Consider the following 21,925-nt stretch of genomic DNA (forward strand, 5'->3'; position numbering starts at 1 on the left):
GGTTGACGGCCGCCTTCCCTTGACAGATTGGTTCCAAAATCATGTCCATGACCCGCCTGCTATGCGGCGCGTTGGCGCTCGCCTGGGCGATGCCGGTAGCGGCCCAGACTGCCGCGCCTGAAACCTATCCCGCCGCCGCGCAAGGCGATGGCGCGACGACCAAAGGCTATAACCTGTCTCGCTGGGCGGAGGACTGGAGCACCTATCGCGACCCGGCGAAGCGCGATGATTTCCTCGACCGCCTGAAATATCTGCCGCTCGATGAGGATGGCGACATCTATCTGACGCTGAGCGGTGAAGCGCGATTGCGCATGAACCTGACCAGCAATCCCCAACTGATCGAAGGGCCGGAACAGCGGCAGGACATCGTGCGCCTGGTCGGCGGTGCGGACCTGCATATCGGGGATCATCTGCGCTTCTATGGCGAAATTGCCCATGGCCAGTTATCGGGCAAGAATATCGACACCCCGTCCGGGTCATTGCGCAACAGCTTCGTTCGCCAGCAATATTTTGCCGAGGCCAAGGGGCGCGTGGGCGACGTCGATCTGGGCATACGTTATGGAAGGCAGGAGTTCACCGACGGTCCCAACCTGCTCATCTCCCAGCGCGACAATAACACCATCCGCTTCGTCCTGAACGGCACCCGCGCCTGGGCGCGGACCCCTACGATGCGCGCAACCCTGTTCGATTTCGAGACGACGGATCTGGGCAATGGCGGTCTGGGCGACGATGTGCCGGACAAGAACCGGCGGTTCAGCGGCGTGTCGGCGGGCTTCGTGCTGCCGACCCATTGGCTGGGCGGATCGAGCCTCTATTTCGACCCTTTCTTCTGGCGGCGGCGCAATCGCGTGGGGACTTGGGGCGGCGTCGTGTCGCCAGCGGTGCGCTATTATGCAGGGGCGCGGCTGTGGGGCGATGTCGGGCCGGTCGCGCTCGACTGGACGCTGGTCCACCAATATGGCCAGTTCAACGACCGTCCGATCCGCGCCTGGCAGGCCTTTGCCGCGCAAACGGTCCGTCTGGGCGCGGACAAGAGCGCGCCGCGCATCGGCGTCCATGTCGATTATGGCAGCGGCGGGGGTGGTTATGATGATGGCACGTTGCGCAACGCCTATGCGCCGTTCGGCAATAATATCTATTTCAGCTACGGCCTGTTCCTGACCGCCACCAATTTGATCGCAGTCGCGCCCAATATCTCGTTCCAGCCGATCAAGGGTGTGCGGGCCAGCCTGGAATATCAGTTCAGCTGGCGCGACGATGCGCGTGATGCCGTCTATCGTGCCAATTATTCACCTTATGTCGGCACCGAACCGGTGCCGGGCAAAGCCGTGGCGCAGCTCGCGCGGGCGCAGATCGTCTATTCCATCTCGCCGCGGCTGACCCTGACGACACGGGCCGAATATTTGCAGGCGCAGCAAGTGTTGAAGGCGGCCGGTTATCGCAACTCCGCCTTCCTGGCGACCTGGCTGAGCTTTCGATTTTGACGCGCATCCTACCGGTCATCCACCCCGACCAGGCGGACCGATCCCAGCAATCCCGACGGCAATAATGGCGAGTCCGGCTTGTAGGGGGATGACGGCGCGAAGGCGACGGGCTTTGCGCCCGGCTGCTTGTCGCCGATCAGGCGGTTGGGCCACAGATTGACGACACGTACTTCCAGCCGGTTGTTGCCGGGTTTGAGCGCCTTGCCGATGTCGATGCGATAAGGGGAATGCCATGAAGGCGTGAATGGAACGCCGTTGACGATGACGGTCGCAATGTCATGCACCCGGCCCAGGTCGAGCGTGACCCGTCGCCCAGCCAGCAACCAGGAGGGCGCCATATCAAAATCACGGCGGTAGATGGCGCTGCCGGAATAATATTTGATGCCGGGGTCGGCTGAGTCCGGCCAGGAGATCAGCCGGTCGAAATGGGCTTGATCGGGCGCACCGCGGCCCTGTTCGAATGACAATTGCCAATTGTCATTCATGGTCGCCAATATTGTTTCGACCGGTTCGGGGGCTGTCCATGCAGGTTGCGCGGTGGGGCGCTGGAACACCAGGAAGCCGGATTCATGGCCATTCAGTTTGATCTGCACGCTGGTGCGACCCGATGCCCGGCGGAAACTGACCGGTGCGCTCGTTCCGGTGTCGGCGTTCCAAAGCTCTGGCGCGCGACCGTCAGTGCGGAAGCTGGCCCAGAGGCTTACCGGCTTGTCGCTCTGATTGCTCAGGAAATGGAGGTCGGTGTCGCCAGCTTTGCGGTGCAGCCAGAGCATGTCTTTCGCCGCTTGAGCATCCTCGAACATGACATCGGGGGTGATAGACTGCTGCGCGGTTGCCTCGGCGATGCTGGCATATACGCGCCTTGCCGATCGCGGGCGGTCACGCGGTCCCCAAAGGCGATTGGCGATTTTTTCGATCGCGCTGTCGGGGCTTAGCACGCCCAGACCGCCGATCGGGCGGCGCGCCACGACGGTCGCGCCTTGCGCCACCAATTGCTCGATCTTCCTGAGCGTGGGCACAGTGAAGCGCTGGATGCGATCGGGTATGTAGAGGAGGCGATAGTCCATGCCGCTGGGCGTGACGATCCGGCCATTGCGGACAGAGAGCAGGTTCACCAGCGCTTCGGCATTGACATAGTCAAAGTCGAACCCTGCCGGAATGTCGCTTTCCAGCCGATCGAGATACTGTTCGGTCAGGCTGCGTTCCTCGCCATAGAAATAGGCGATGTCCGCGATCGGGCGCCCCTGCTGGAGCATATAGGATGTGCGGGCGAGATAGGTGACCCATGGTCCGGCCTGCTCCGCCCATGTGTCGTTGCGGTTGAAGAACTGGCCGAAGATGAAGAGCGACAGGCCCGGCTTTGCGTCCACCAGCGGTTGGTGATGCGATTCATGCAGCAGCAGGCGATTGATGCCGCTGGCGAATATCCGGTCGGCGACCGGGCGCAGCATTGCTGGCGAGAAAGCCCAAGGATCCTGAATGGCGGCCACGGTCAGCGCTTCGGCTGCGGCGAATTTCTTGCCATAGAGATGCGCGACCGATGCGCTCTCCTTAAGGTCGGCGGCAAGCGGCGGCTGGCCGGGCGCGGTGGCGAAAGGACGATACCAATATTCGGCGGTCGGGATATCGGCCCGCGCCTTGAGCGCCATGCCATCGACGATGGCGCGGGGAAAATCGCCCTGCGCTTCGGAATAATAGGTCATGCCGCGCGCATGGAGCGTCCGCGCCAGCACCGCATGATGATTGTCGGCGACCATATCCTTGAGCGTTCGCCGGAAATCGAACAGGAAGGCTTCCGACAGCGCGCTGCTGCCGACCACCCGACCCGTCAGGACGGGCAGGAAAGGGGCGGGATCATAGCCGCGGCGCGCCTGAAATTCGGTCAGGATTTTGGGCGTCCAGTTCTGGACGCCAGCCTCCCAACTGTCGGTCAGCATCGACCCTATGCCCGCCGCGCCGATCCGTCCGTCGCTGGCCCGATCGTAAAGCCCCAGATAATGGTCCAGATAACGGCCCACCGCTGCGGGATCGAGCTTGTCGACCTCCAGCCCGGTCGCGCCGGGTTCGGCGGGCGCATTGACCGCACCGGTGAGCGACCATCCCATTCGCAGGACGGTCCATTGGCCCGGCGGAGGCGTCCAGTCGAGCGATCCGTCGGGCCGCAGCCGGGCGGTCAGATTGACGACCCAACTGCGGGGGATGGCATCCTTCGCCGCGACCGGCGCGGGTGAGGCTGCTTCCTGGGGTATGGTCGATTGAAAACCGGCCTTGGCTTCGATGCCGTTGATCCGCGCGCCGCTGTGCAGCGCCAGTCGGGTGACCGACACGGCATCCAGCCGGGGCTTGGGCAGGAAGCGATCCAGCGAGGCGCGCGATGGCAACGTCACCGGCAACAGGCGCAGCCTGAGCTGACGGGCGACGACGGGCGGGAAAGCGATAGTTTCCTGTGGCGCTGGATGGATGAACTGGTCATTGGACGCTTCGATCAGAGCGCGGGCGATGGTGCGCCATTGGCCATCCCCCTGATCGACCTCAATCATCGCCTGGGCATTATTCTTCATGCCGATCGAGATGGCACCCAGTTGCACCGGACGAGAATAGGATGCGACCAAAGTGACGCCCATTTGTGCGTCGAGCGGCAGGTCGAGCGCCGCTGGCGAGGCCGGTAACGGGACGGCTCCAGATGTGGCGTCCGACGGAATGCGTGTCCAGGCCGGCGGCGGCACATCGCGTTCGGGCGCTGGTGTCGGGAAGGCGATGACCGCCGTGTCGCCATAGCTGCGCGGCCCGGCAGCGCCCTTGCCGACATCCTGAAACGGCCCGGTGGCCGACGGCGGCAGGGCAAGCTGGCCGGTAAAGGGCTTGCCGCCGGTGACCAGCGTCTCGCTCCAGACATATTTCTTCATGCCATCGGCGGGTGCGACCCATGGTCCGCCAGTCTCGCTCCAGCCGGGCGAGGCGGCGATGCCGAATTCAAAGCCTGCGTCATGCGCCTGACCCAGCGACTGGCGGAATATGGCTTGCCACTCGGCGGACATGAAGGGCTTTGGCGGTTTGACGACGGCGGGCGTCGGGAGCTTGCCGCCCGAAAAGGCATGGACCCCGCCAATGCCGATGCGCTGCATCCATTCCAGGTCCAGCCTGGCCCCTTCGGCAGATATGTTGCCGCCCATCCAGTGCCACCAAAGGCGCGGCCTGGCGTCCTGCGGCGGGGTTTCAAACCCGGTGCGCAAGGGGTCGTCCGAAGGCGTGGCGACGACGATCTGGGCGCTCAGCCCGAACATTGATGCGCTGGCGATGGCGAGCGCGCCGATCCATCCGGTCCGATGCTTCATCCAGCCTCTCCTTGGCCTGTCCCACCGCCCAGCCGTCATTTCCGACAGTGAGTTGGACATAGTCTGCTTCATGCGCGATTTATGCGATCATGTATCGCATAGGCGGTTATTTGGGCTTTGGTCAAGCCAGTCATGGCCGCAGGGGCCGGGCGGCTTGACAAGCGCAACGGCGACGACTTATGCGATATATAGTCGCATAGATTGAGGGCTGGACAAGAGCCTGTCTGAGTCGGCCGAGGCAGAAAATTACAGGAAACGAGCGGCAATAGCTCGTCGAAATCGGAGGGGATTGTTCCATGAAAGCTATGCAAGCCATGCGCCGCGGCGTCAGTTTGAGTGCGATGCTGATCAGTGCGCCACTATGGGCGCAAACCGTCCCGACAGACGACAGCAACAGCAGCCCGGCCCAAACATCCATGGCGGACATCATTGTTCAGGCCCGTCGTCGCGACGAAGGGTTGCAGGATGTGCCGGCCGTCGTCAACGCCGTGACCTCGGCACAGATCGACAAGCTCAACCTGCGCAGCTTCAGCGATGTCCAATCACTGGTTCCCGGCCTTGAACTATCCTCCAACGCCAATGGCATCGGCGCGAACGCGAAGCTGCGCGGGGTCAATTTCGACCTGAATGCCAGCGGCAATAATCCGACTGTCGAATTTTACTTCAACGACGCGCCGATCACGGCAGGCGTCATTTTGCAGCAAATGTATGACATCGGCCAGATCGAGGTCCAGCGCGGTCCACAGGGGACGTTGCGCGGACGCGCGGCGCCGTCCGGGTCGATCACGATGACGTCGAAAAAGCCGGACCTGTTCCAATATGGCGGCTTTGTCGATCTGACCGCGAACGACATCGGCACGATGAATGCGAAGGGGGCCGTCAATGTGCCGGTGATCGAGGGCATATTGGGCCTGCGCGCGGCGGGCGTGTGGGACGAGAATGAGGGCGACCGGGTGCGCGCTGCCAACAATCCCGATCCGCGTTCAACCACGACCAGCGGGCGTCTGTCGGCGCTGGCGACGCCGCTCGACTGGCTGCGGTTTGAAGGCACATATCAATATATCAAGCGCAACGCGATCAGCTATGATCAGGCGATTTCGTTCAGCGAGGCCAATCCGGCCGCCCCACCCAGCCCGGTTCTGATCACCGCCGAAGATCGCCTGTCATTGCAGCAACGGCCCCGTCCGGTCCGCCAGCGGTTCAATATCTACAACTGGCAGGCCGAGGCCGCACAAATGGGGCAACGCCTGGTCTATCAGGGCCAACATTATACCCAGAACCTGTTTTCGCGCGATAATGTCGACGACGCGATCTTCTTTCCCGGCCGGATCGTCGATCAGGTCGCCAACACCCGCGCCAAATCGACATCCCATGAAGTCCGTTTGCAGAATGAAGAACGGCTGTTCGGCTTCCTCGACTATGTCATTGGTGCCTTTGATTACAAGAATAGCTCGCAGACCAACCTGACGACGCCGACGGTGGTCCGCCTGCCGCTGGCATTTGGCGGCGGCGTTGCCCAGATCGTCAACACCCCGATCGTCCGGCCGACCAGGGAACATGAACAGTCCTTTTTCGGCAATCTGACCGCCCATATCGGCAAGAATACCGAGATTGCAGGCGGGTTAAGGCGGATCGACTACAGATTTGTTGGCGGTTTCAGTGTCAATGGCCGCGTCGTCGATGCGCAGGATCGGGACGAAGGCAAGCTGATCTATGCCGCGTCAGTGAAGCATAATTTCACGCCCGACTTCATGGTCTATGCCAGCACCGGCAGTTCCTGGCGGCCTGGCCTGACGGCGATCGGCGATTTCAATCTGGCCCCGTCTGCACTGGAAAAATCCTTCGTCAATGTCCCGCCGGAAAGCTCCAAATCCTATGAACTGGGTTTCAAGAGCAACCTGTTTGGTGGACGGGCGCAATTCAACCTGAGCGCCTATCATCAGAAATTCCAAAATTTCCCCTACAGGTCGCCGACCGGCATTTTCTATGTCAACACAGTCGCGGTGACCAACGCTTCGGGTGCGGTGACGGGGCTGAGCCAGCAGGTCGGCCAGTTTAATTTCGTCGCCCCCGTGCCAGTCGAGGTCAATGGCATTGAGGCCGATCTTCAGGCCGCAATCGGCAGCCGCCTGAATGTCGGCGTCGCGGCCAGCTATTCGCTGGGCAAGATCAAAAATGGCGTGATTGCGTGCAACGACATTAATGGCGACGGCATTCCCGATGTGACGACCGGCACGCCCAGCCTGGCCGCGTTACAGGCGGCAGTCGGTGCGAACAATCTGTCCACCTGCCGGTCCAACGACCGGTCGGCTTTCCTGCCGCCGTTCAGCGCGTCGATCCAGTCGGAATATCGCATCCCGGTTTCAAGCGCGACGGACGGCTATTTGCGTGGGTTATTCTCCTATAATGGCAAGTCGCAGGGGGACCCGACCAACCCGTTCGACAATGTCAGCTCCTATGGCCTGCTGAACCTCTACGCCGGGGTTCGTGGCCATGACGGGATGTGGGAAATGTCCTTCTTTGCCAAGAATGTCTTTAACACGACGCGGGTGATTTCGCGGACCAACCCGTTGTTCACCTCCTACCAGCAGCTTGGCTTTGCGGGGCAGTTTGCCAATGGTGCACCGGTTCTGACCGGCCCGACGGGCGCGTCGGCCACCAGCAGCTACACCGGCGGGTCGTTGACGGCACCGCAGGAGTTTGGCGTCAATCTGCGCTTTGCCTTCGGGTCGCGATAAGCGGACTTAACGCGCCCGGACAGCATCGCGGTAGCGATAGTGGTGCAGGCAGCCGTTTGTCCGACAAGACAGCAAACCGGTTTGCCTGCATCACATTATAGGCAAGGACTGCAATAGGATTGAGGGTGTCGATGAAGCTGTATCTCACCGTGGCGAGCCTGCTGGCTCTGGCTGCCCCGATGGCTGCACAAGCCGGATTGCCGCCAGCGGATATGGCGCAAACGGAAACCGCCGGTCGCCAGTCGATGACCCTTGGATCGGGCTGGCGATTCCGGTTTGGCGAGACGGGCGATGCGCCCGCTGCGCCCGGCTTCGACGATAGCAGCTGGGACAGCGTGTCGGTGCCCCACAGCTGGAACCGGCTGGGCAGCTATGGCACTGAACGCGCGCCCGGCACGGACAACCGGCAGGGCATTGGCTGGTATCGGCTGACGATGCGTGCGCCATCGGCGGGAACCGGGCCGCAGCGCTATTATCTGGACTTCGGCGCGGTCAGCAAGATTGCCGACATCTGGGTGAATGGCGTGCATGTCGGCACGCATAAGGGCGGGTTCGCCCGCTTTCGGCTGGACGTGACGCAGCAATGGAAGCCGGGTGTCGATAATCTGATCGCGGTCCGCGCCGATAACAGCAAGCCGGTGGCGGGGGCCAGCACAGCCGAGACGTTGCCTCTGGCCGGAGATTTTTTCGTCCATGGCGGCATGTATCGCGCGGCGTCGCTGCTGACCCTGCCCGATGTCAGTTTCGATCCGCTCGATTTTGGCGGCCCCGGCCTTTATGCCCGCACCAGCGCGATCGCCGCGGACAAGGCGACGGTTCATGTGCTGGCGCGGCTGCGTAGTTCGGCCGTTGGCAATCGGCGATTGACGTTGGTGACAACGATCGCGGATGCCGACGGCAAAGCGATCGCCCGTTCGGAAAGGCCGGTCAGGATCATCAAAGGTGCGAGTGAGCAAGCCGTCGACATGGTGGTGCCATCGCCCCATTTGTGGAACGGAACCGCCGATCCCTATCTCTATTCCGTGCGCGCCGAACTGGTCGACAAGGGGCGGCCTATAGACAGCGTGGTCCAGCCACTGGGCATTCGTGATTTCCGTATCGACCCGGACCGGGGCTTTTTCCTGAACGGCAAGCATGTGGCGCTGCATGGCGTGTCCCGGCACCAGGACCGGCCCGATGTGGGCTGGGCGTTGACTAGGGCGGACCATGCGCAGGATATGGCGATGGCCGTGGACATGGGCGCGAACACGATCCGCGAGGCCCATTATCAGCAGGCCGACGAATGGAGCGACGAGGCCGATCGTGCGGGCATGGTCGTGTGGGCGGAACTGCCCTATGTCACATCGCCGAGCGTCACCGGGGGCCAGGGATCGCCCGAACTATGGGCCAATGCCGAACAGCAATTGCGCGAACTGATCCGCCAGAAATATAATCATCCTTCGGTCATGATGTGGTCGATCGGCAATGAAGTGGATTCCGCCAAGGGCTTTGGCGTCGGCAAGGAGCCGATGAAGCCGCTGGCGCTGCTGCAACATTTGAACGTGATCGCCAAGGCCGAGGATCCGTTCCGCCCGACGATCTTCGCCGACTGTTGCGAGGGTCTGAGCCTGGTCAAGACGGCGGGCGAAAAGCTGGCGGGGACGGCGGACCTGATAGGCTATAATCGCTATTATGGCTGGTATTATCCCCAGCCGCGCAAGGCCCGCGAGCAATTGGGCGGGCAGCTGGACGTATTGCACGCCAAGCACCCAAAGCTGCCAATATCGCTGTCCGAATATGGGGCGGGCGGTGCGACCAGCCAGCATTCGGACAATGTCGCGGACGGCTACCTCAACTTCACCGGTTCCCCGCACCCGGAGGAGTATCAAAGCTGGTATCATGAGGAAAATTGGGCCGCGATCCGGCAGCGTCCGTTCGTCTTTGCCAGCTGGGTCTGGAACATGTTCGATTTTGCCAGCGACCTGCGCAAGGAAGGCGATTCCATCGACATCAACAATAAAGGGCTGGTGACGGCGGACCGGAAGGAGCGCAAGGACGCCTTCTATTTTTACAAGGCGCAATGGTCGTCGAAGCCGACGCTGCACCTGACCCAGAAACGCTATACCGAGCGTGCCTATCGTGACATCACGATCAAGGCCTATAGCAACGCTGCGAAAGCCGAGCTGATCCTGAACGGCAGCCTTGTCGGCACAGCGTCCTGCACCGACGGCATCTGCCTGTGGCCGCATGTGATCCTGCGCCCCGGCGACAACAGGATCGTCGCGTCCGCCGAATTCAACGGCGCGCGGGTCAGTGACGAAGCGAACTGGAACGGGCCAGACCCGGCGAAGGGCATGTTCGTCAATGCCGGTGATCTGGGTAGCAGCGTCATTGCCGGGCAGCGCTACGGCTCCGACGATTTCGTGACCGGGGGCATCCCTGTCGTACTCAACATGGGCGGCTTTGGCGGCCAGCGGCTGATGGCGCCGCGCACAGTCGATGCGTCGATTCCCGCCCTCTATGACTATTGGCGGGAAGGCGACAGTTTCTCCTACGCCATTCCGGTCGGCAATGGACGGTGGACCGTCACGCTTGACACGTTCGAGCCGCGCAAGGTGCTGACCGAGCCGGTCACGATGCGGGTGAGCGCCAATGGCAAGGTAGCGCTGGCCCCGTTCGACGTCAGCAAGGAGGCCGGCGGCGCGATGCGCGGGTTGCGCAAGCAGTTCAATGTTCGCGTGACCGATGGCGTGCTGAAACTGGATTTCGCAGGCGAAGGCGGTCGCGCGGTCGTGGCGGCTATCGCGATTACACCCAGATAAAAGGATTGGCAGGATGGATCAGGATGGATTGAGCCGCCGCACGCTGCTGGGCGCTGGATCGCTGGCGGCGATTGGCGCGGCTTATGCCGGAACCGCGAGGGCGAATGAGGAGATCGTGCCGGTAACGATCGACACGCGCACATCCACTGGCCCCTTGCCACATATCTGGAAGGAATGTGTCGGATCGGACCGGGCGGCCATCACCCTGCGGGAGCCATGGCGTAACGATCTCAAGCGCTGGACAGATGAGATCGGGACGCAGCGGGTGCGCTTCCATGGCATCTTCGCCGACGAAATGTCGGTGATGACGCCCACCATCCTCAACCGGATGCGACCGACGCCCAATTTCCAGCGGGTCGACCAGGTCTATGACGGGCTGCTGGCGCGCAAGGTGAAGCCCTTTGTCGAATTATCCTTCATGCCCAAGGGGCTGGCGTCGGGGACGACAAGTTTCTTCTTTTACGGCGGGGTCATTACCCCGCCCAAGACGAATGAGGCCTGGGCGCAGTTCATCACCGCGTTCGTCGTGCATCTGGTCGATCGCTATGGCATCGCCGAGGTCCGGCAATGGCCGTTCGAGGTGTGGAACGAGCCGAATCTGAGCGTGTTCTGGACCGGGACCAAGCAGCAATATTTCGAATTTTATCGGGCGACGGCGCTGGCGATCAAGGCGGTGGACGCGCAGATCCCGGTGGGTGGCCCATCGACCGCATCGGTCGAGTGGATCGCCGATTTCGCCGCCTATTGCGCGCAGACCAATACCCCGGTCGATTTCTTCACCACCCATGTCTATGCGGGGGACTCGCAGGACAAGCTGTTTGGCAAGGGGACGGCGCGGACGTCGCAGAATGACGTGATCCCCCGCGCCATCAAGCAGGCGCGCGAGCAGATCGACGCCAGCAGATTTGCGGGCAAGCCGCTGTGGATCACCGAATGGTCGTCGGACAGCCCGGCGATGATCGCCCATGTCATCAAGGAATCGCTGCCCTATTGCCAGGCCATGTCGCCATGGGTGATGAGCTGCGAATATGAGGAACTGGGCATTGCCGACTATATATTGAAGGAAGGCGACAGCGGCTGGGGGATGATCTCTGCCGGGATCGCCAAGCCGTCCTTCAACACCCACAAGCTGCTGAGCGCATTGGGGACGCGGCGGCTGGAGAGCAGCGGTCCGGCGCTGGCGTCGCGGCGGGACAATGGGACGATCGCTGCGTTGGTGTGGAATCTGGCCGAGGCGGCCCAGCCGTCGGGCATACCGGGTTTGAGCCATACGCGAACGGTGCGGGGCGAGGCCAAGACGCTGATCATCGACATGATCGGCGCAAGGGCAGGACAAAGCGTCGCTGTCCGCTATGTCGACCAGGAACGCGGATCGCCGATGCCCGCCTGGCGCGAAATGGGATCGCCGCAATATCCCAAGCCCGATCAACTGGCGCTGCTGCGCAAGCGGGCGGACATCGCGCCGCCTGAAACGCTGCGGCTGAGCAAGGACCGCAAGCTCCAGTTGCGCCTGCCGCCCGAAGGGGTCGCGCTGCTGGAACTCAAAGGCTGACACTGAGCCGGACATATGTGGACGTCGTTATTAGTTCAACTTTTGAATTAAATATCTTGATCGTAATGGCGGCGATGATTAGGCTGGCGCGCAGAAGGCAACAGCCTCACCCTGAAACACTGAAAGGCTTGTTATGAAACGCATTTTTATCGCGCCTGCGCTGCTGATGGCCGCGTCGGTTTCCGCGACGGGAAGCTACGCCCAGACGGCCGCGCCAGTAGCGGCGGCGGCCTATAATGTCGAAGCGACCGACATCGGCACCTTGCTGGACGATCCAACGGCCAAGGCGATCGTCGACAAGCATCTGCCCGGCTTTACCGCGAACGACCAGATCAGCATGGCGCGTGGCATGACGCTCAAGTCGGTGCAGCAATATGCGCCGGACATGGTGACGGACAAGGCGCTCGCCGCGATCCAGACCGATCTGGCCAAGCTGCCCGCGGCCAAGTGATCCCGACCGTCCGGCCCTTGCGATTGGCGGGTCTGTGCGCCAGACCATGGCCATGACGCAGGGTCGGACAAGCGCAGAACTGAACTGGAACGAGATCGGGATGATCTATGAAGGCATGGCCTTCGCATCCCGACCCATTCGATCCATGACGGATCATATCAACAGGCGTCATGATCTGGGGCCGCGCGGCACATGGATATTATTGATGATATCCAATGGCTGCCTGCACCCGCTGGATATCGCCACGATGTTGAACATCGGACGCAGCCTGGTGACGGCCGAGCTTGGTCGTCTGGAAAAAGCGCAACTGCTGGTTGCGCGCAAGAGCGCGGCGGACCAGCGGCGGAGCGAACTGACGCTGACTGCGGCTGGCGCTGCGATCTGCGATGAGGTGCGCACGGCGATGACCGCCATGCTGCATGAGCGCTGGGCGCAGTATGAACCCGACCAGATCCGCTTGTGCGCCCAGATGCTTCGCGATTTCAGGATGGGCTGATCAGCCCAAAAATCATCAATCCTCTGCCGCGATTTCGATCCGCAGCCCATTCATGGCGTCGGTAAAGGACAGCTGGCAGGCCAGACGCGACCCGGCGGTGCGATGCGGCGAGGTATCGAGCAGGTCATTTTCGTCGGCACTGATCGGCGGCAGACTATCTGCAAAAGCCGGGTCGACATGGATATGGCAGGTCGCGCAGGCGCAGCATCCCCCGCATAGTGCGACCATATCATCAAAACCGGCGTCGCGGATGATCTCCATCAGTGTCCGGTCCGTCGTTGCTTCCACCACAGTCTGTTGACCGGCGCGATCGGTTACCAGGATTTCAGGCATTATTTGCTCCTCTATTATGTTTCTGGTGGCGGCTGACGCTGCTGCCGATCGTGCCACACGCATTTTTTCGTTGACGGACGGCGCAAGCTGCTTCTTCAAAATGGGAGGCAGGAGTGGTGTGGTGAAACAGGAAAAGACGGAACATGGATCGTCAGCGCAGCCAGTGGTGAAGCCTGCCCGTTTAAGCGACACTGAGTCGCATAGATTGCCAGAGGTACGCACGTCAAGAGGCATGGACCCCAGACAGGTGCGCAGCGCCGCGGCGTTGCGACAGGCACTGCTCGATCTTCTGACGGAAAAGGCGTTCGACCAGATCACCGTGCGCGAAATATGCGCGAGGGCCGGGGTGCATAACGCCACTTTTTTCCGCCATCATGCCGACAAGGAAGCCTTGCTGAACCATGTGGCGCAGGATGAGATAGACCGGCTGGTCGCCATATCCTTTGCCCATGGCTACAGCCATAAGGGATTTCTGGCGCTGTGCGATTATGTCGCCGCCCGCAGGATATTGTGGCGCGCGCTGCTGACTGGCGGCGCTGGCGGCGCGATGCGGGAAGAATTGATGCAGCTGTCGATGGCGCTGGCGGCGGAATATAGCGATTATCCGACCTGGCTGCCGCAAGAATTGTCGGTGATTTGCAGCACCACCTTGATCGTCGAAACCCTGTCCTGGTGGCTCAAGCAGGACGAGGGCGAATATTCGTCCGAGGCGGTTGCCGACATCATGCACGAACTGGTGGAATCGGCGGTGATCGCGCCGCGACGTCCGCGCGCGGGCGACTAATCGCTCAACGCGTCAGCTTAGGTCGATTATCGAGGGTCCGATAAGGCCCGCGCGCCTTTGATGAAAAGCATCAAAAGGCGCGCGGCAGTCATGCACGTACTCTTGGGGAGGACCGCGCAATCAAAACTCTTGCGCTGAGCGTCACGGCGCGGGCCGGATCATCTAAGCGACTATGTATCGCATAGATCGTCACAACTGCGCCGTCAAGATGCCAAGCGCTTTCCTGACGACAGCTTTTAATTCCGGCTCCATCGCCCCCGCGACGCCTCGTGTCGTGCCTTGACGCATGGGAGCGCGACGGTTTATGCGACTATAAATCGCATAGATTGGCCGCATCGACGGTCGAAACTGGGAGTGGGCACATGACGCCATTGGAAGAACGCGACTATTTCACGGATTATGAAATCCTGAAGGACCCCTATTCCTTTTTCGAGGCGGTGCGCGCCCGTGGCCCCATCTACCAGCCGCCCGGCAAGGATTATCTGATCGTCACCGGCTTTGACGAAACGCTCGAAGTGCTGAAGAATAATGCCGATTTCTCGGCGATCATCGGCTTGCAGGGTGCGGCTGCCCCCCTGCCCTTCACCCCTGAAGGGTCCGACATTGCCGCGCAGGTGGAGGCGCATCGCGACCAATTTCTGGGCGGCGACCTGCTGGTCAATTATGATGATGACCTCCACACAAGGATGCGCTCGCTGCTCAACAAGCTGTTCACGCCATCGCGGCTGAAAGCCAATGAGGCGTTCATCCAGTCCTATTCCGACGAAATTGCCCGCACGATCACGGCCAAGGGCGGGTGTGAGCTGATCCAGGAGGTCGCGACGCCGTTCGTGACGCTGGTGATCGCCGATCTTCTGGGCGTACCCGCAGCCGATCGCCAGATGTTCATGGATGTGATCGAGGCCGCGCCGCCGCCCGGAAGTCTGGAGTCGGGCGAAAATGATTTCAGTTCGCCCAACCATCCGCTGGTCGTGATGGGCGGCTATTTCGCCAATTATATCCAGGATCGCCGCCAGAACCCGCAGGAGGATATCCTGACCGAGTTCGCCCATTCGACCTTCCCGGACGGCAGCGAACCCGACATGCTGGAACTGGTCAAGATGGCGACATTCCTGTTCGGTGCCGGGCAGGATACCAGCGCCAAGCTGCTGGGCAATTCCATGCGCTACATCACCGATCAGCCGGGCCTGCAGGATCGGCTGCGCGCCGATCCGTCATTGATCCCGCAATTTCTGGAAGAAGTGCTGCGGCTGGAAGGATCGACCAAGCAGACCGCGCGTCTGGCGCGCCGGGACACGAAGATCGGCGACCGGGCGGTGCCGGCGGGAACCAAGATTTTGGTCGCGCTCTCAGCAGCCAATCGCGATCCGCAGCGGTGGGAGAATCCGACCGATCTTGTTCTCGACCGGCCAAAGATCAAGGAACATCTGGCATTCGGTCGCGGCAAGCATGTTTGCGCCGGTGCGCCGCTGGCGCGGGTTGAAGTGCGGATCATCCTGGAAAAGATGCTGGCATACACGTCCGACATAGACCTGGACGCCGACAAGCACGGCCCGCGCGGGCAGCGCACGCTCGATTTCGAGCCAAGCTTCATCATTCGTGGATTGTCGGAATTGCACGTCAAGCTGACGCCTGCACAGGGGGTCGACCTGACGGTCGACAAGGCCGCGTCGGTCACGGCCCCGCCAGCAGCCGCGCCGCAGGGCGAACGCAGCGGTTTTTCGACCGCCAAGACCAAGATTGGCGACCTGCTGGCCAATCCGTCGAGTCTCGCCATCCTCGACCGCCATTTCCCCGGCATGAGCCAGGACAAGCGGCTGGCGATGGCCAAGGGGATGACGTTGCGGTCCGTCCAGAAATTTGCCCCCGGACAGTTTAGCGATGACGCGCTGGACGCGGTGGATGCCGACCTGGCGCTGATCTGACGTCGGATCGCATTTTGCAGGCACATGGAGAGAGATATGACCAACAACAAAGTCGTGGTCGTAACCGGCGGCGCATCGGGCATCGGCCTTGGCATTTGCCAGTTGTTCGCGCGCAAGGGGCATCCAGTCGCGATGCTCGACCTGCAACGCGCCGCGCTGTTGCGCGAGTCGACCGCATTGCGGGAGGAAGGGGCGACCATATTTGCCCGGACGGTGGACGTCGCCGATCGCGCCAGCATCGATGCCGCCTATGCCGCGATCCGCGCGGAGCTTGGGCCGATCGCGATCGTCATCGCCAATGCGGGCATTTCCGAAGGAATCGCCTTTGACGATATTTCGGTCGATATCTGGCAGCGGATGATCGACATCAACCTGACCGGCGTGTTCCACACCGTGCAGGCCGCCCTGCCCGACATGCGGGCCGCCAAATGGGGCCGGATCATCACCATATCGTCGCAGGCGGCGCAATCCGGCGCGATGGACCGCGCCCATTATGCCGCAGCCAAAAGCGGCGTCATCGGCCTGACGCGGTCGCTGGCGCGGGAGCTGGCGGCACATGGCATTACCGTCAACACGATACCCCCTTCGGTCGTGGCGACGCCGATGGCCGAACAGGGCATTGCCGCTGGCACCTTCCCGCCGCTGGAGGTGATCGCGCAGCACATCCCGATTCCGCGTGCCGGAACGCCGGAGGATATTGCCGCAGCCTGCGAATATCTGGCGTCCGATGGCGCCAGCTATGTGACGGGACAGGTTCTCGCGGTGAATGGGGGCATGTTCATCGGCTAAGACGGATCGCGATGCAGGCGGCCGTCTCACCGCCTGCATCTTCACATCTAGGCCGCGATGCCGCCGTCCAGCAACAGCGTGCTGCCGGTCATGAACAAGGCCATGTCCGACGCGCAGAACAGGATCGCGCGGGCAATGTCGTCGGCCACGCCAACCCGGCCCAGCCGACTGCCGCCGATGCCGGGGATGGGAATCTGGCTGAGCGCTTCTTCGTCCAGTTCGGCGAGGAACATCGTCTTTTCGGTCACCGAAAAACCGGGCGCAACACCCAGGACGCGTATAGCGTGCGGCGCGAGTTCGATCGACATTTGCCGGGTCAGGCCGACGACGCCATGTTTGGAGGCGCAATAGGCCGCCTGCCCCGCCGAAATGCCCATGACACCGGCAAGCGACGCGACGTTGACGATCACGCCGGGCCGTTCAGCGCCGATCATGGATCGCGCCGCTTCCCGCGCGCCGATGAAGGCGCCCTTCAGGTTGATCGCGATCACCTGGTCGAAGTCGGCATCCTCCAGGTCGAGCAAAGGCACGAAGGAGGGGATGCCGGCATTATTGACCCAGATGTCGATCTGGCCAAATTCGCGGACGGCCAGGTCGACCGTCGCCTTGATCGCGGATGGATCGCCTGCGTCCATCTGAACCGCGATGATGCGGGATTCATATTGTGCGTCCAGTTCCTGGGCGCAGGCGGTGGCCGCTTCACCGTCAATATCGGCGATCAGCACCGACGCCCCGGCTTCGGCCAGACGGCGCGCGGTCGCTTTGCCCAATCCCCAGGCCGCGCCGGTCACGACCGCGCTCCTGCCGCGCAGGGAATACAGGTCGGACAGGGAAAGTCCGCTCACGTCGGGGATGGCCATTCACGCTTCCTCTTCCATTGCAGTTATGCGATTCATAGTCGCATAGATGTAATGGAGGCTTTCGGCAAGATGGCGAGGCCGCGACAGGCGCAGCCTATCGCCTCAGCGTACGCGCATCGCCAGTGCGGCCATGCCGGTCGCTTCATCGGTCATGAAGAGATAGGCGTCCGTGCCAGGCTGGCGATCCTTGTTGATCGACTTGGCCGGGATGGCACCATCCTTGTCCTGATGCACAGACAGCCAGATTTGCGCGCGCTTGAGCGGCGTGGCGCTTGACGGGCCGCCCGCTTCGCGCAGGACAAGCGCGACCAGGGCGGTGGCATAGCCGTCGCTATCCTGCGGCAGGACCGATCCGTCGATCCGCTGCCATGGTGCAAGGCCCGGCAGATTCCAGCCGCCATCCGCTTGCTGGCTGGCCAGCAGGTCGGCGACGATCCGGGCGCGCTGGTCCGGGTCCAGCACGCCATGCAGCTGGCTGTCGGCCCACAGGATGAGGGCGCGGGAATAGAGCGAACCGCCCGTGCCGGTGCGCAGATAGGCACGCAGCGCCTCGATCTGTGGCCCGACGGCGGGATCATCGCCATAGCCGTTCGGCGCGCGAGCGACCGCGAGGGCTGCAAGCGTGGCCCCCCAATAGGTGGCGGTCGGCGATTCGAAGGGTTCGAGCCGGAAATTGAGCCAGTTGAAGCCGCCCTTCTGGTCCCCGGCCTTCATCTGGACAGCCCACATATTGGTGAAGGCCTGCCGTGTATCCGGTCCCAGATGGCCGCGCTCGCGATCGCGGGTGGCGAGGATCAGTGCGTTGAGGACGGCCTCCACCCCGCGCGATTCGGCCGATTTCGGCACGCCGCGCGTCTGGTCGGGATAGAAGGGTTCGACCTCGTCCCACAGATAGACACGCTTTACCACGTCATCGAACATCGCCATCTCGTCAATGCTGCGCTGGGCCTTGCCCGATTGCGCACGCAGTGAGGGCATCGCCAGGACGTGCGGCAGCGATGTATGGCAGGATACGCAGCGCGTGCCATGATCGCGCTCCGCCTTGGGCCATTGCCGCCACCAGCTGAGGCGACTTTCGAGATAGTGGGTGGCCGCTTCATTGTTCCAGCCGGGTGCTTTGGTCGGCACTGCCGCCCCGCGGGACATCAGCGTCATGGCAAGCAGGGCGGCAGAGGCAAGTAGCGGCCAACGCATCATGTAACGCTCCTGATGATCAAGGGTGAAGGATAGGGACGGCGTGCGCACAGGCCATGCGCCGTATGACGTAGGGGTGCCTCAGCCAAAAGCGCGCCACAGCAGCGATGCCGCCAGCGACAGCATCGTCACGCCAACAATGGCGTCCAGCACGCGCCATGCCGCCGGGCGGGCGAAGAGCGGTACGAGCAGGCGCGCACCATAGCCGAGCGCGGCGAACCAGGCGAAGCTGGCGCTGGCCGCGCCTGCCACGAAAATGGGTCGCAACGCCGCAGGCTGGGCCGATCCGGCCGCGCCCATCAGCAAGACGGTGTCGAGATAGACATGCGGGTTGAGGAAGGTGAAGCCAGCCGTCGCCGCAATCGCGCCGCGCAGGCTGACGCTGTCGCCCGACACGACGGCCATGGCATCGGACGAGGCCATACGCTGCAACGCCTTGATACCATAAAAGCCCAGAAAGGCCGCGCCGCCGAGCGTCAATATCAGGGTCAATTGCGGGACGGCGGCCAGAAATGCGCCCACGCCTGCAACGCCAGCGGTAATCAGCAGCGCATCGGCGGCGCCGCAGAACAAGACGACCGGTCCCACATGCTCGCGCTTCAATCCCTGTCGCAGCACGAACAGATTTTGCGCGCCAATCGCCATGATGAGCGCGGCGGAGATCAGAAAGCCTGAGGCGAAGGGGAGGAATGGACTGGTCATGATCGGTCTATCGCCATAACGCCTGATTTAGTATAGCTTGTTGTTCTAAGCTAAATGAAGCAATACTTCATCATGCTGGATTACCCCTCCCTCGCGGCGCTGGCCGCTGTCGTGCGCGAAGGCAGTTTCGAGAAGGCGGCGATCAGCCTTGGCATCACGCCTTCGGCCGTGTCGCAGCGCGTGCGGGGTTATGAGGAGCGGCTGGGACTGGTCTTGGTCGTGCGTGGGCAGCCCTGCACGGCGACTGACCGGGGACGGGAATTATGCGCGCATTTCGAGAAGGTCCGGCTGCTGGAAGCGGATATTGCGCCCATGCCCATGCCGACGAGCGGCACGCTGCGCAGCGTGCCGCCATCGCTCAGCATCGCCGTCAATGCAGACAGCCTGGCGACCTGGTTCCCCGCCGCGATGACGGGCTTTGCGCAAAAGACGGGCATGTCGATCGAACTGACGCTGGAGGACGAAGCGCATACGGCGGAGCGTATCCGGTCGGGCGACGTGCTGGCCGTCGTCACATCCGATCCGCAACCCGTGCAGGGATGCCGGACCGTTGCGCTTGGCGCGCTGGCCTATATCGCCTGTGCCAGTCCGGCCTTTGTCGACCGCCATCTGGGCGCGGGCATAGATGGCCAGAGCCTCAGCATGGCGCCGGTGATGCGCTTCAACCGCCGGGATATGTTGCAGGGGCGCTGGTTAAGACAGGTTTATGACGTCGATCTGGATGGGCCGACCCACTGGATTCCGTCGACACAGGGGTTTCTGGACCTGGCCATGGCGGGTCTGGCCTGGGGTCTCCAGCCGCGATTGCTCGCCCAGCCGCATATCGATGCAGGCCGCCTGGTCGCACTGGCGCCGGCACACCCGCTGCTGGTCCCCCTATATTGGACGGTGTCGCGCCTGCAGGCGCAGGCGTTGAACAGCATGACAGCGGCAGTGCGGAACGCGGCGAGGCGCTATCTGGATAGCGAGTGAGCGAGTGACTATCTCATTCCGACCGGAGATATAGCGTCCCCTCCCCTGACGGCAGCGTTGTGGCGCGATAGTCATGCGCGCGTGCCCAGGCGATCAGGGATGAATCGAGCCCCTGCGGACTGGCGGGGGACGGTGCGCTCTCCTGCCCGGTTACGATCGCGGCTGGGGGATGGCGGGTCAGGCCGTTCGCGACGCTTGCGCCGTTCAGCACATGGAAGGTGGCCTGCTGCGCCGGGGTGAGCAGGTCGCGGGTGCGGAACAGGAAGGGACCGGCGGCAAAGCGCGGATCGAGCGGAAGGCCGCTGTCGACGACCCGTTCCGGGGCCAGGCTGACGATCGGGCCTGCGATGCCCGTGGCGCGCACGCTTTGCCCTATTGCATGGGCATCATGGGTCGCCGACAGGATCGGACTGTGGGCGCGCGCGATGTTCGGGGCGATACGGATGGCGGTTTCGGCCATGCCTGCCGCCATGCACAGCATCAGGGCCGCAATGGCGGCGGGGCGCGACCAGCGGGGATCGTCCAGCATCAGGCCGAAGCGAAGAAACAGCGCAGGCAGCAGCGGCACCAGATATTGCACATAAATGGGCCGGGGCAGCCACGCCGCGATCAAGCCAGCGAGGATCACGCTGTCGAGCAGAGCTGTCGTCATGGAGGTTTTTGCGGATCGACGCAGGATGGACACCCCCATCGCGACAAGCGCAAGCAGCGCCGATCCCTGCGCCAGAAAGCGCAGCAGCCGCAGCGCGCTGAGCGGGGTTTCCACCATATAGGCGCGCTGGTTCAGCATCTGCCATTCCAGCGGCGCCTTCAGGCTATAGTCGATGATGCCGAACCAGGCCGCATCCGGCGCGATCGCCCACAGGATCAGCGTCGGCAATCCACCCGCGACCCCGCCCGCCGCCAGTGCAAGGACGCTCATCGGGCCGAACCGTTGGATATTGACCAGCGCGAACAGGCCTATGGCGGCGGCGGGCAGGCCATAGCTGATCTTCGCAGAAGCCGCCGCGCCCAGCAAAAGCCCGGCGAGCATGAAGAATAGCGGGCGGCGTCCCGTGCCGAGCGCGTCGATGAGCAGCGCTAGACCGGCCATGTGGAGGAGCAAAGGCAGGGCATCGTTCCGCGCGACCGTGGCCGCGAACAGGAAGGCGTGGCTGGTGACGAGCGCCATGGCCGCAATCCCGGCGCTGCGCAGAGACCCTCCCACCCGACATACGGTCTGGTATAACAGCGCCGCCGCCCCCGCCGCACACAGGGCGTTGACGGCGCGCAGGGCGAGGAACAGCCAGCCCTCGCACAGCCAGGCCAGTGGGGCGAAAAGCAGGGGTTGCAACGGCGTCTGGAGATAGGCGAAATCGCGATAGGGCAGGCCCGATCGCATCAATGCCACAGCGGCGACATATTGCCCTTCATCATGGTCAACGGGTCGGAAGACCGCAATGCCCAGCAATAGCAGGAAAACATACAGGGGGTGTATGCGGACAGCCTTGGTCATGTGAGGGCCGGATG

16 protein-coding genes are annotated in these 21,925 nt (G+C 62.7%); 10 read left to right on the forward strand and 6 right to left on the reverse strand.

Annotated elements, in window-relative coordinates; all coding sequences use genetic code 11:
• Positions 1–41: 41 nt before the first annotated feature.
• Positions 42–1,484 (forward strand): alginate export family protein, encoded by a 1,443-nt coding sequence (locus ACODSR_RS02485; RefSeq protein WP_489073426.1) that lies wholly within the window; start codon positions 42–44, stop codon positions 1,482–1,484.
• An 8-nt stretch (positions 1,485–1,492) separates the two neighbouring features.
• On the opposite strand, the gene ACODSR_RS02490 is transcribed toward ACODSR_RS02485, so the two are convergent.
• Positions 1,493–4,819 (reverse strand): glycosyl hydrolase, encoded by a 3,327-nt coding sequence (locus tag ACODSR_RS02490; protein WP_489073428.1) that lies wholly within the window; start codon positions 4,817–4,819, stop codon positions 1,493–1,495.
• Between the two features lie 296 nt (positions 4,820–5,115).
• Here ACODSR_RS02490 and ACODSR_RS02495 point away from each other — a divergent pair, with 296 nt between their 5' ends.
• The 5 genes from ACODSR_RS02495 to ACODSR_RS02515 all read left to right on the forward strand — a co-directional run bounded on the left by ACODSR_RS02495 (position 5,116) and on the right by ACODSR_RS02515 (position 12,857).
• On the forward strand, positions 5,116–7,557 hold the full coding sequence (locus tag ACODSR_RS02495) for a TonB-dependent receptor (RefSeq protein ID WP_489073430.1): 2,442 nt from the start codon (positions 5,116–5,118) through the stop codon (positions 7,555–7,557).
• A 131-nt stretch (positions 7,558–7,688) separates the two neighbouring features.
• Positions 7,689–10,358, forward strand: a complete 2,670-nt coding sequence (locus tag ACODSR_RS02500; RefSeq protein ID WP_489073432.1) for a glycoside hydrolase family 2 TIM barrel-domain containing protein — start codon at positions 7,689–7,691, stop codon at positions 10,356–10,358.
• Positions 10,359–10,371: 13 nt separating this feature from the next.
• Positions 10,372–11,910 (forward strand): GH39 family glycosyl hydrolase, encoded by a 1,539-nt coding sequence (locus tag ACODSR_RS02505; protein ID WP_489073434.1) that lies wholly within the window; start codon positions 10,372–10,374, stop codon positions 11,908–11,910.
• Between the two features lie 133 nt (positions 11,911–12,043).
• Positions 12,044–12,361, forward strand: coding sequence for a hypothetical protein (locus ACODSR_RS02510; protein WP_489073436.1), 318 nt, complete (start codon positions 12,044–12,046; stop codon positions 12,359–12,361).
• A 46-nt stretch (positions 12,362–12,407) separates the two neighbouring features.
• Positions 12,408–12,857 (forward strand): MarR family winged helix-turn-helix transcriptional regulator, encoded by a 450-nt coding sequence (locus ACODSR_RS02515; RefSeq protein ID WP_489073438.1) that lies wholly within the window; start codon positions 12,408–12,410, stop codon positions 12,855–12,857.
• Between the two features lie 15 nt (positions 12,858–12,872).
• Here the strand turns inward: ACODSR_RS02515 and ACODSR_RS02520 are convergent, their stop codons facing one another.
• Positions 12,873–13,190: a 2Fe-2S iron-sulfur cluster-binding protein gene (locus tag ACODSR_RS02520; protein WP_489073440.1), complete on the reverse strand. Its 318-nt coding sequence runs from the start codon at positions 13,188–13,190 to the stop codon at positions 12,873–12,875.
• Between the two features lie 232 nt (positions 13,191–13,422).
• Between ACODSR_RS02520 and ACODSR_RS02525 the strand changes: the two genes are divergently transcribed.
• The 3 genes from ACODSR_RS02525 (at position 13,423) to ACODSR_RS02535 (ending at position 16,688) form a co-directional block, all read left to right on the forward strand.
• Positions 13,423–13,974 (forward strand): TetR/AcrR family transcriptional regulator, encoded by a 552-nt coding sequence (locus tag ACODSR_RS02525; protein WP_489073442.1) that lies wholly within the window; start codon positions 13,423–13,425, stop codon positions 13,972–13,974.
• A 362-nt stretch (positions 13,975–14,336) separates the two neighbouring features.
• The gene (locus ACODSR_RS02530) at positions 14,337–15,899 is read left to right on the forward strand and encodes a cytochrome P450 (RefSeq protein ID WP_489073444.1); all 1,563 of its coding nucleotides are present in this window, start codon (positions 14,337–14,339) and stop codon (positions 15,897–15,899) included.
• Positions 15,900–15,935: 36 nt separating this feature from the next.
• Complete coding sequence (locus ACODSR_RS02535; RefSeq protein WP_489073446.1) at positions 15,936–16,688, forward strand: SDR family NAD(P)-dependent oxidoreductase; 753 nt, start codon at positions 15,936–15,938, stop codon at positions 16,686–16,688.
• A 47-nt stretch (positions 16,689–16,735) separates the two neighbouring features.
• Here the strand turns inward: ACODSR_RS02535 and ACODSR_RS02540 are convergent, their stop codons facing one another.
• From ACODSR_RS02540 to ACODSR_RS02550, 3 genes are all read right to left on the reverse strand, one after another.
• A complete protein-coding gene (locus ACODSR_RS02540; protein ID WP_489073448.1) occupies positions 16,736–17,548 on the reverse strand; it encodes an SDR family NAD(P)-dependent oxidoreductase in 813 nt (270 codons plus the stop codon).
• A 102-nt stretch (positions 17,549–17,650) separates the two neighbouring features.
• A complete protein-coding gene (locus ACODSR_RS02545) occupies positions 17,651–18,745 on the reverse strand; it encodes a prenyltransferase/squalene oxidase repeat-containing protein (RefSeq protein ID WP_489073450.1) in 1,095 nt (364 codons plus the stop codon).
• A gap of 78 nt (positions 18,746–18,823) precedes the next feature.
• Complete coding sequence (locus tag ACODSR_RS02550; RefSeq protein ID WP_489073452.1) at positions 18,824–19,444, reverse strand: LysE/ArgO family amino acid transporter; 621 nt, start codon at positions 19,442–19,444, stop codon at positions 18,824–18,826.
• Positions 19,445–19,516: 72 nt separating this feature from the next.
• Between ACODSR_RS02550 and ACODSR_RS02555 the strand changes: the two genes are divergently transcribed.
• The gene (locus ACODSR_RS02555) at positions 19,517–20,416 is read left to right on the forward strand and encodes a LysR family transcriptional regulator ArgP (RefSeq protein WP_489073454.1); all 900 of its coding nucleotides are present in this window, start codon (positions 19,517–19,519) and stop codon (positions 20,414–20,416) included.
• Between the two features lie 13 nt (positions 20,417–20,429).
• Here the strand turns inward: ACODSR_RS02555 and ACODSR_RS02560 are convergent, their stop codons facing one another.
• Entirely contained in the window at positions 20,430–21,911 is a 1,482-nt protein-coding gene (locus tag ACODSR_RS02560; protein ID WP_489073456.1) for a phospholipid carrier-dependent glycosyltransferase, read from the reverse strand.
• Positions 21,912–21,925: the final 14 nt, after the last annotated feature.

The organism is Sphingobium sp. FG125 (genome assembly GCF_057809795.1).

Coding starts and splice junctions, on each gene's coding strand:
- ACODSR_RS02535 (WP_489073446.1), top strand. CDS start 15,936: ATGACCAACAACAAAGTCGTGGTCGTAACCGGCGGCGCATCGGGCATC.
- ACODSR_RS02505 (WP_489073434.1), top strand. CDS start 10,372: ATGGATCAGGATGGATTGAGCCGCCGCACGCTGCTGGGCGCTGGATCG.
- ACODSR_RS02510 (WP_489073436.1), top strand. CDS start 12,044: ATGAAACGCATTTTTATCGCGCCTGCGCTGCTGATGGCCGCGTCGGTT.
- ACODSR_RS02545 (WP_489073450.1), bottom strand. CDS start 18,745: ATGATGCGTTGGCCGCTACTTGCCTCTGCCGCCCTGCTTGCCATGACG.
- ACODSR_RS02530 (WP_489073444.1), top strand. CDS start 14,337: ATGACGCCATTGGAAGAACGCGACTATTTCACGGATTATGAAATCCTG.
- ACODSR_RS02490 (WP_489073428.1), bottom strand. CDS start 4,819: ATGAAGCATCGGACCGGATGGATCGGCGCGCTCGCCATCGCCAGCGCA.
- ACODSR_RS02560 (WP_489073456.1), bottom strand. CDS start 21,911: ATGACCAAGGCTGTCCGCATACACCCCCTGTATGTTTTCCTGCTATTG.
- ACODSR_RS02495 (WP_489073430.1), top strand. CDS start 5,116: ATGAAAGCTATGCAAGCCATGCGCCGCGGCGTCAGTTTGAGTGCGATG.
- ACODSR_RS02515 (WP_489073438.1), top strand. CDS start 12,408: ATGGCCATGACGCAGGGTCGGACAAGCGCAGAACTGAACTGGAACGAG.
- ACODSR_RS02485 (WP_489073426.1), top strand. CDS start 42: ATGTCCATGACCCGCCTGCTATGCGGCGCGTTGGCGCTCGCCTGGGCG.
- ACODSR_RS02550 (WP_489073452.1), bottom strand. CDS start 19,444: ATGACCAGTCCATTCCTCCCCTTCGCCTCAGGCTTTCTGATCTCCGCC.
- ACODSR_RS02540 (WP_489073448.1), bottom strand. CDS start 17,548: ATGGCCATCCCCGACGTGAGCGGACTTTCCCTGTCCGACCTGTATTCC.
- ACODSR_RS02555 (WP_489073454.1), top strand. CDS start 19,517: ATGCTGGATTACCCCTCCCTCGCGGCGCTGGCCGCTGTCGTGCGCGAA.
- ACODSR_RS02525 (WP_489073442.1), top strand. CDS start 13,423: ATGGACCCCAGACAGGTGCGCAGCGCCGCGGCGTTGCGACAGGCACTG.
- ACODSR_RS02500 (WP_489073432.1), top strand. CDS start 7,689: ATGAAGCTGTATCTCACCGTGGCGAGCCTGCTGGCTCTGGCTGCCCCG.
- ACODSR_RS02520 (WP_489073440.1), bottom strand. CDS start 13,190: ATGCCTGAAATCCTGGTAACCGATCGCGCCGGTCAACAGACTGTGGTG.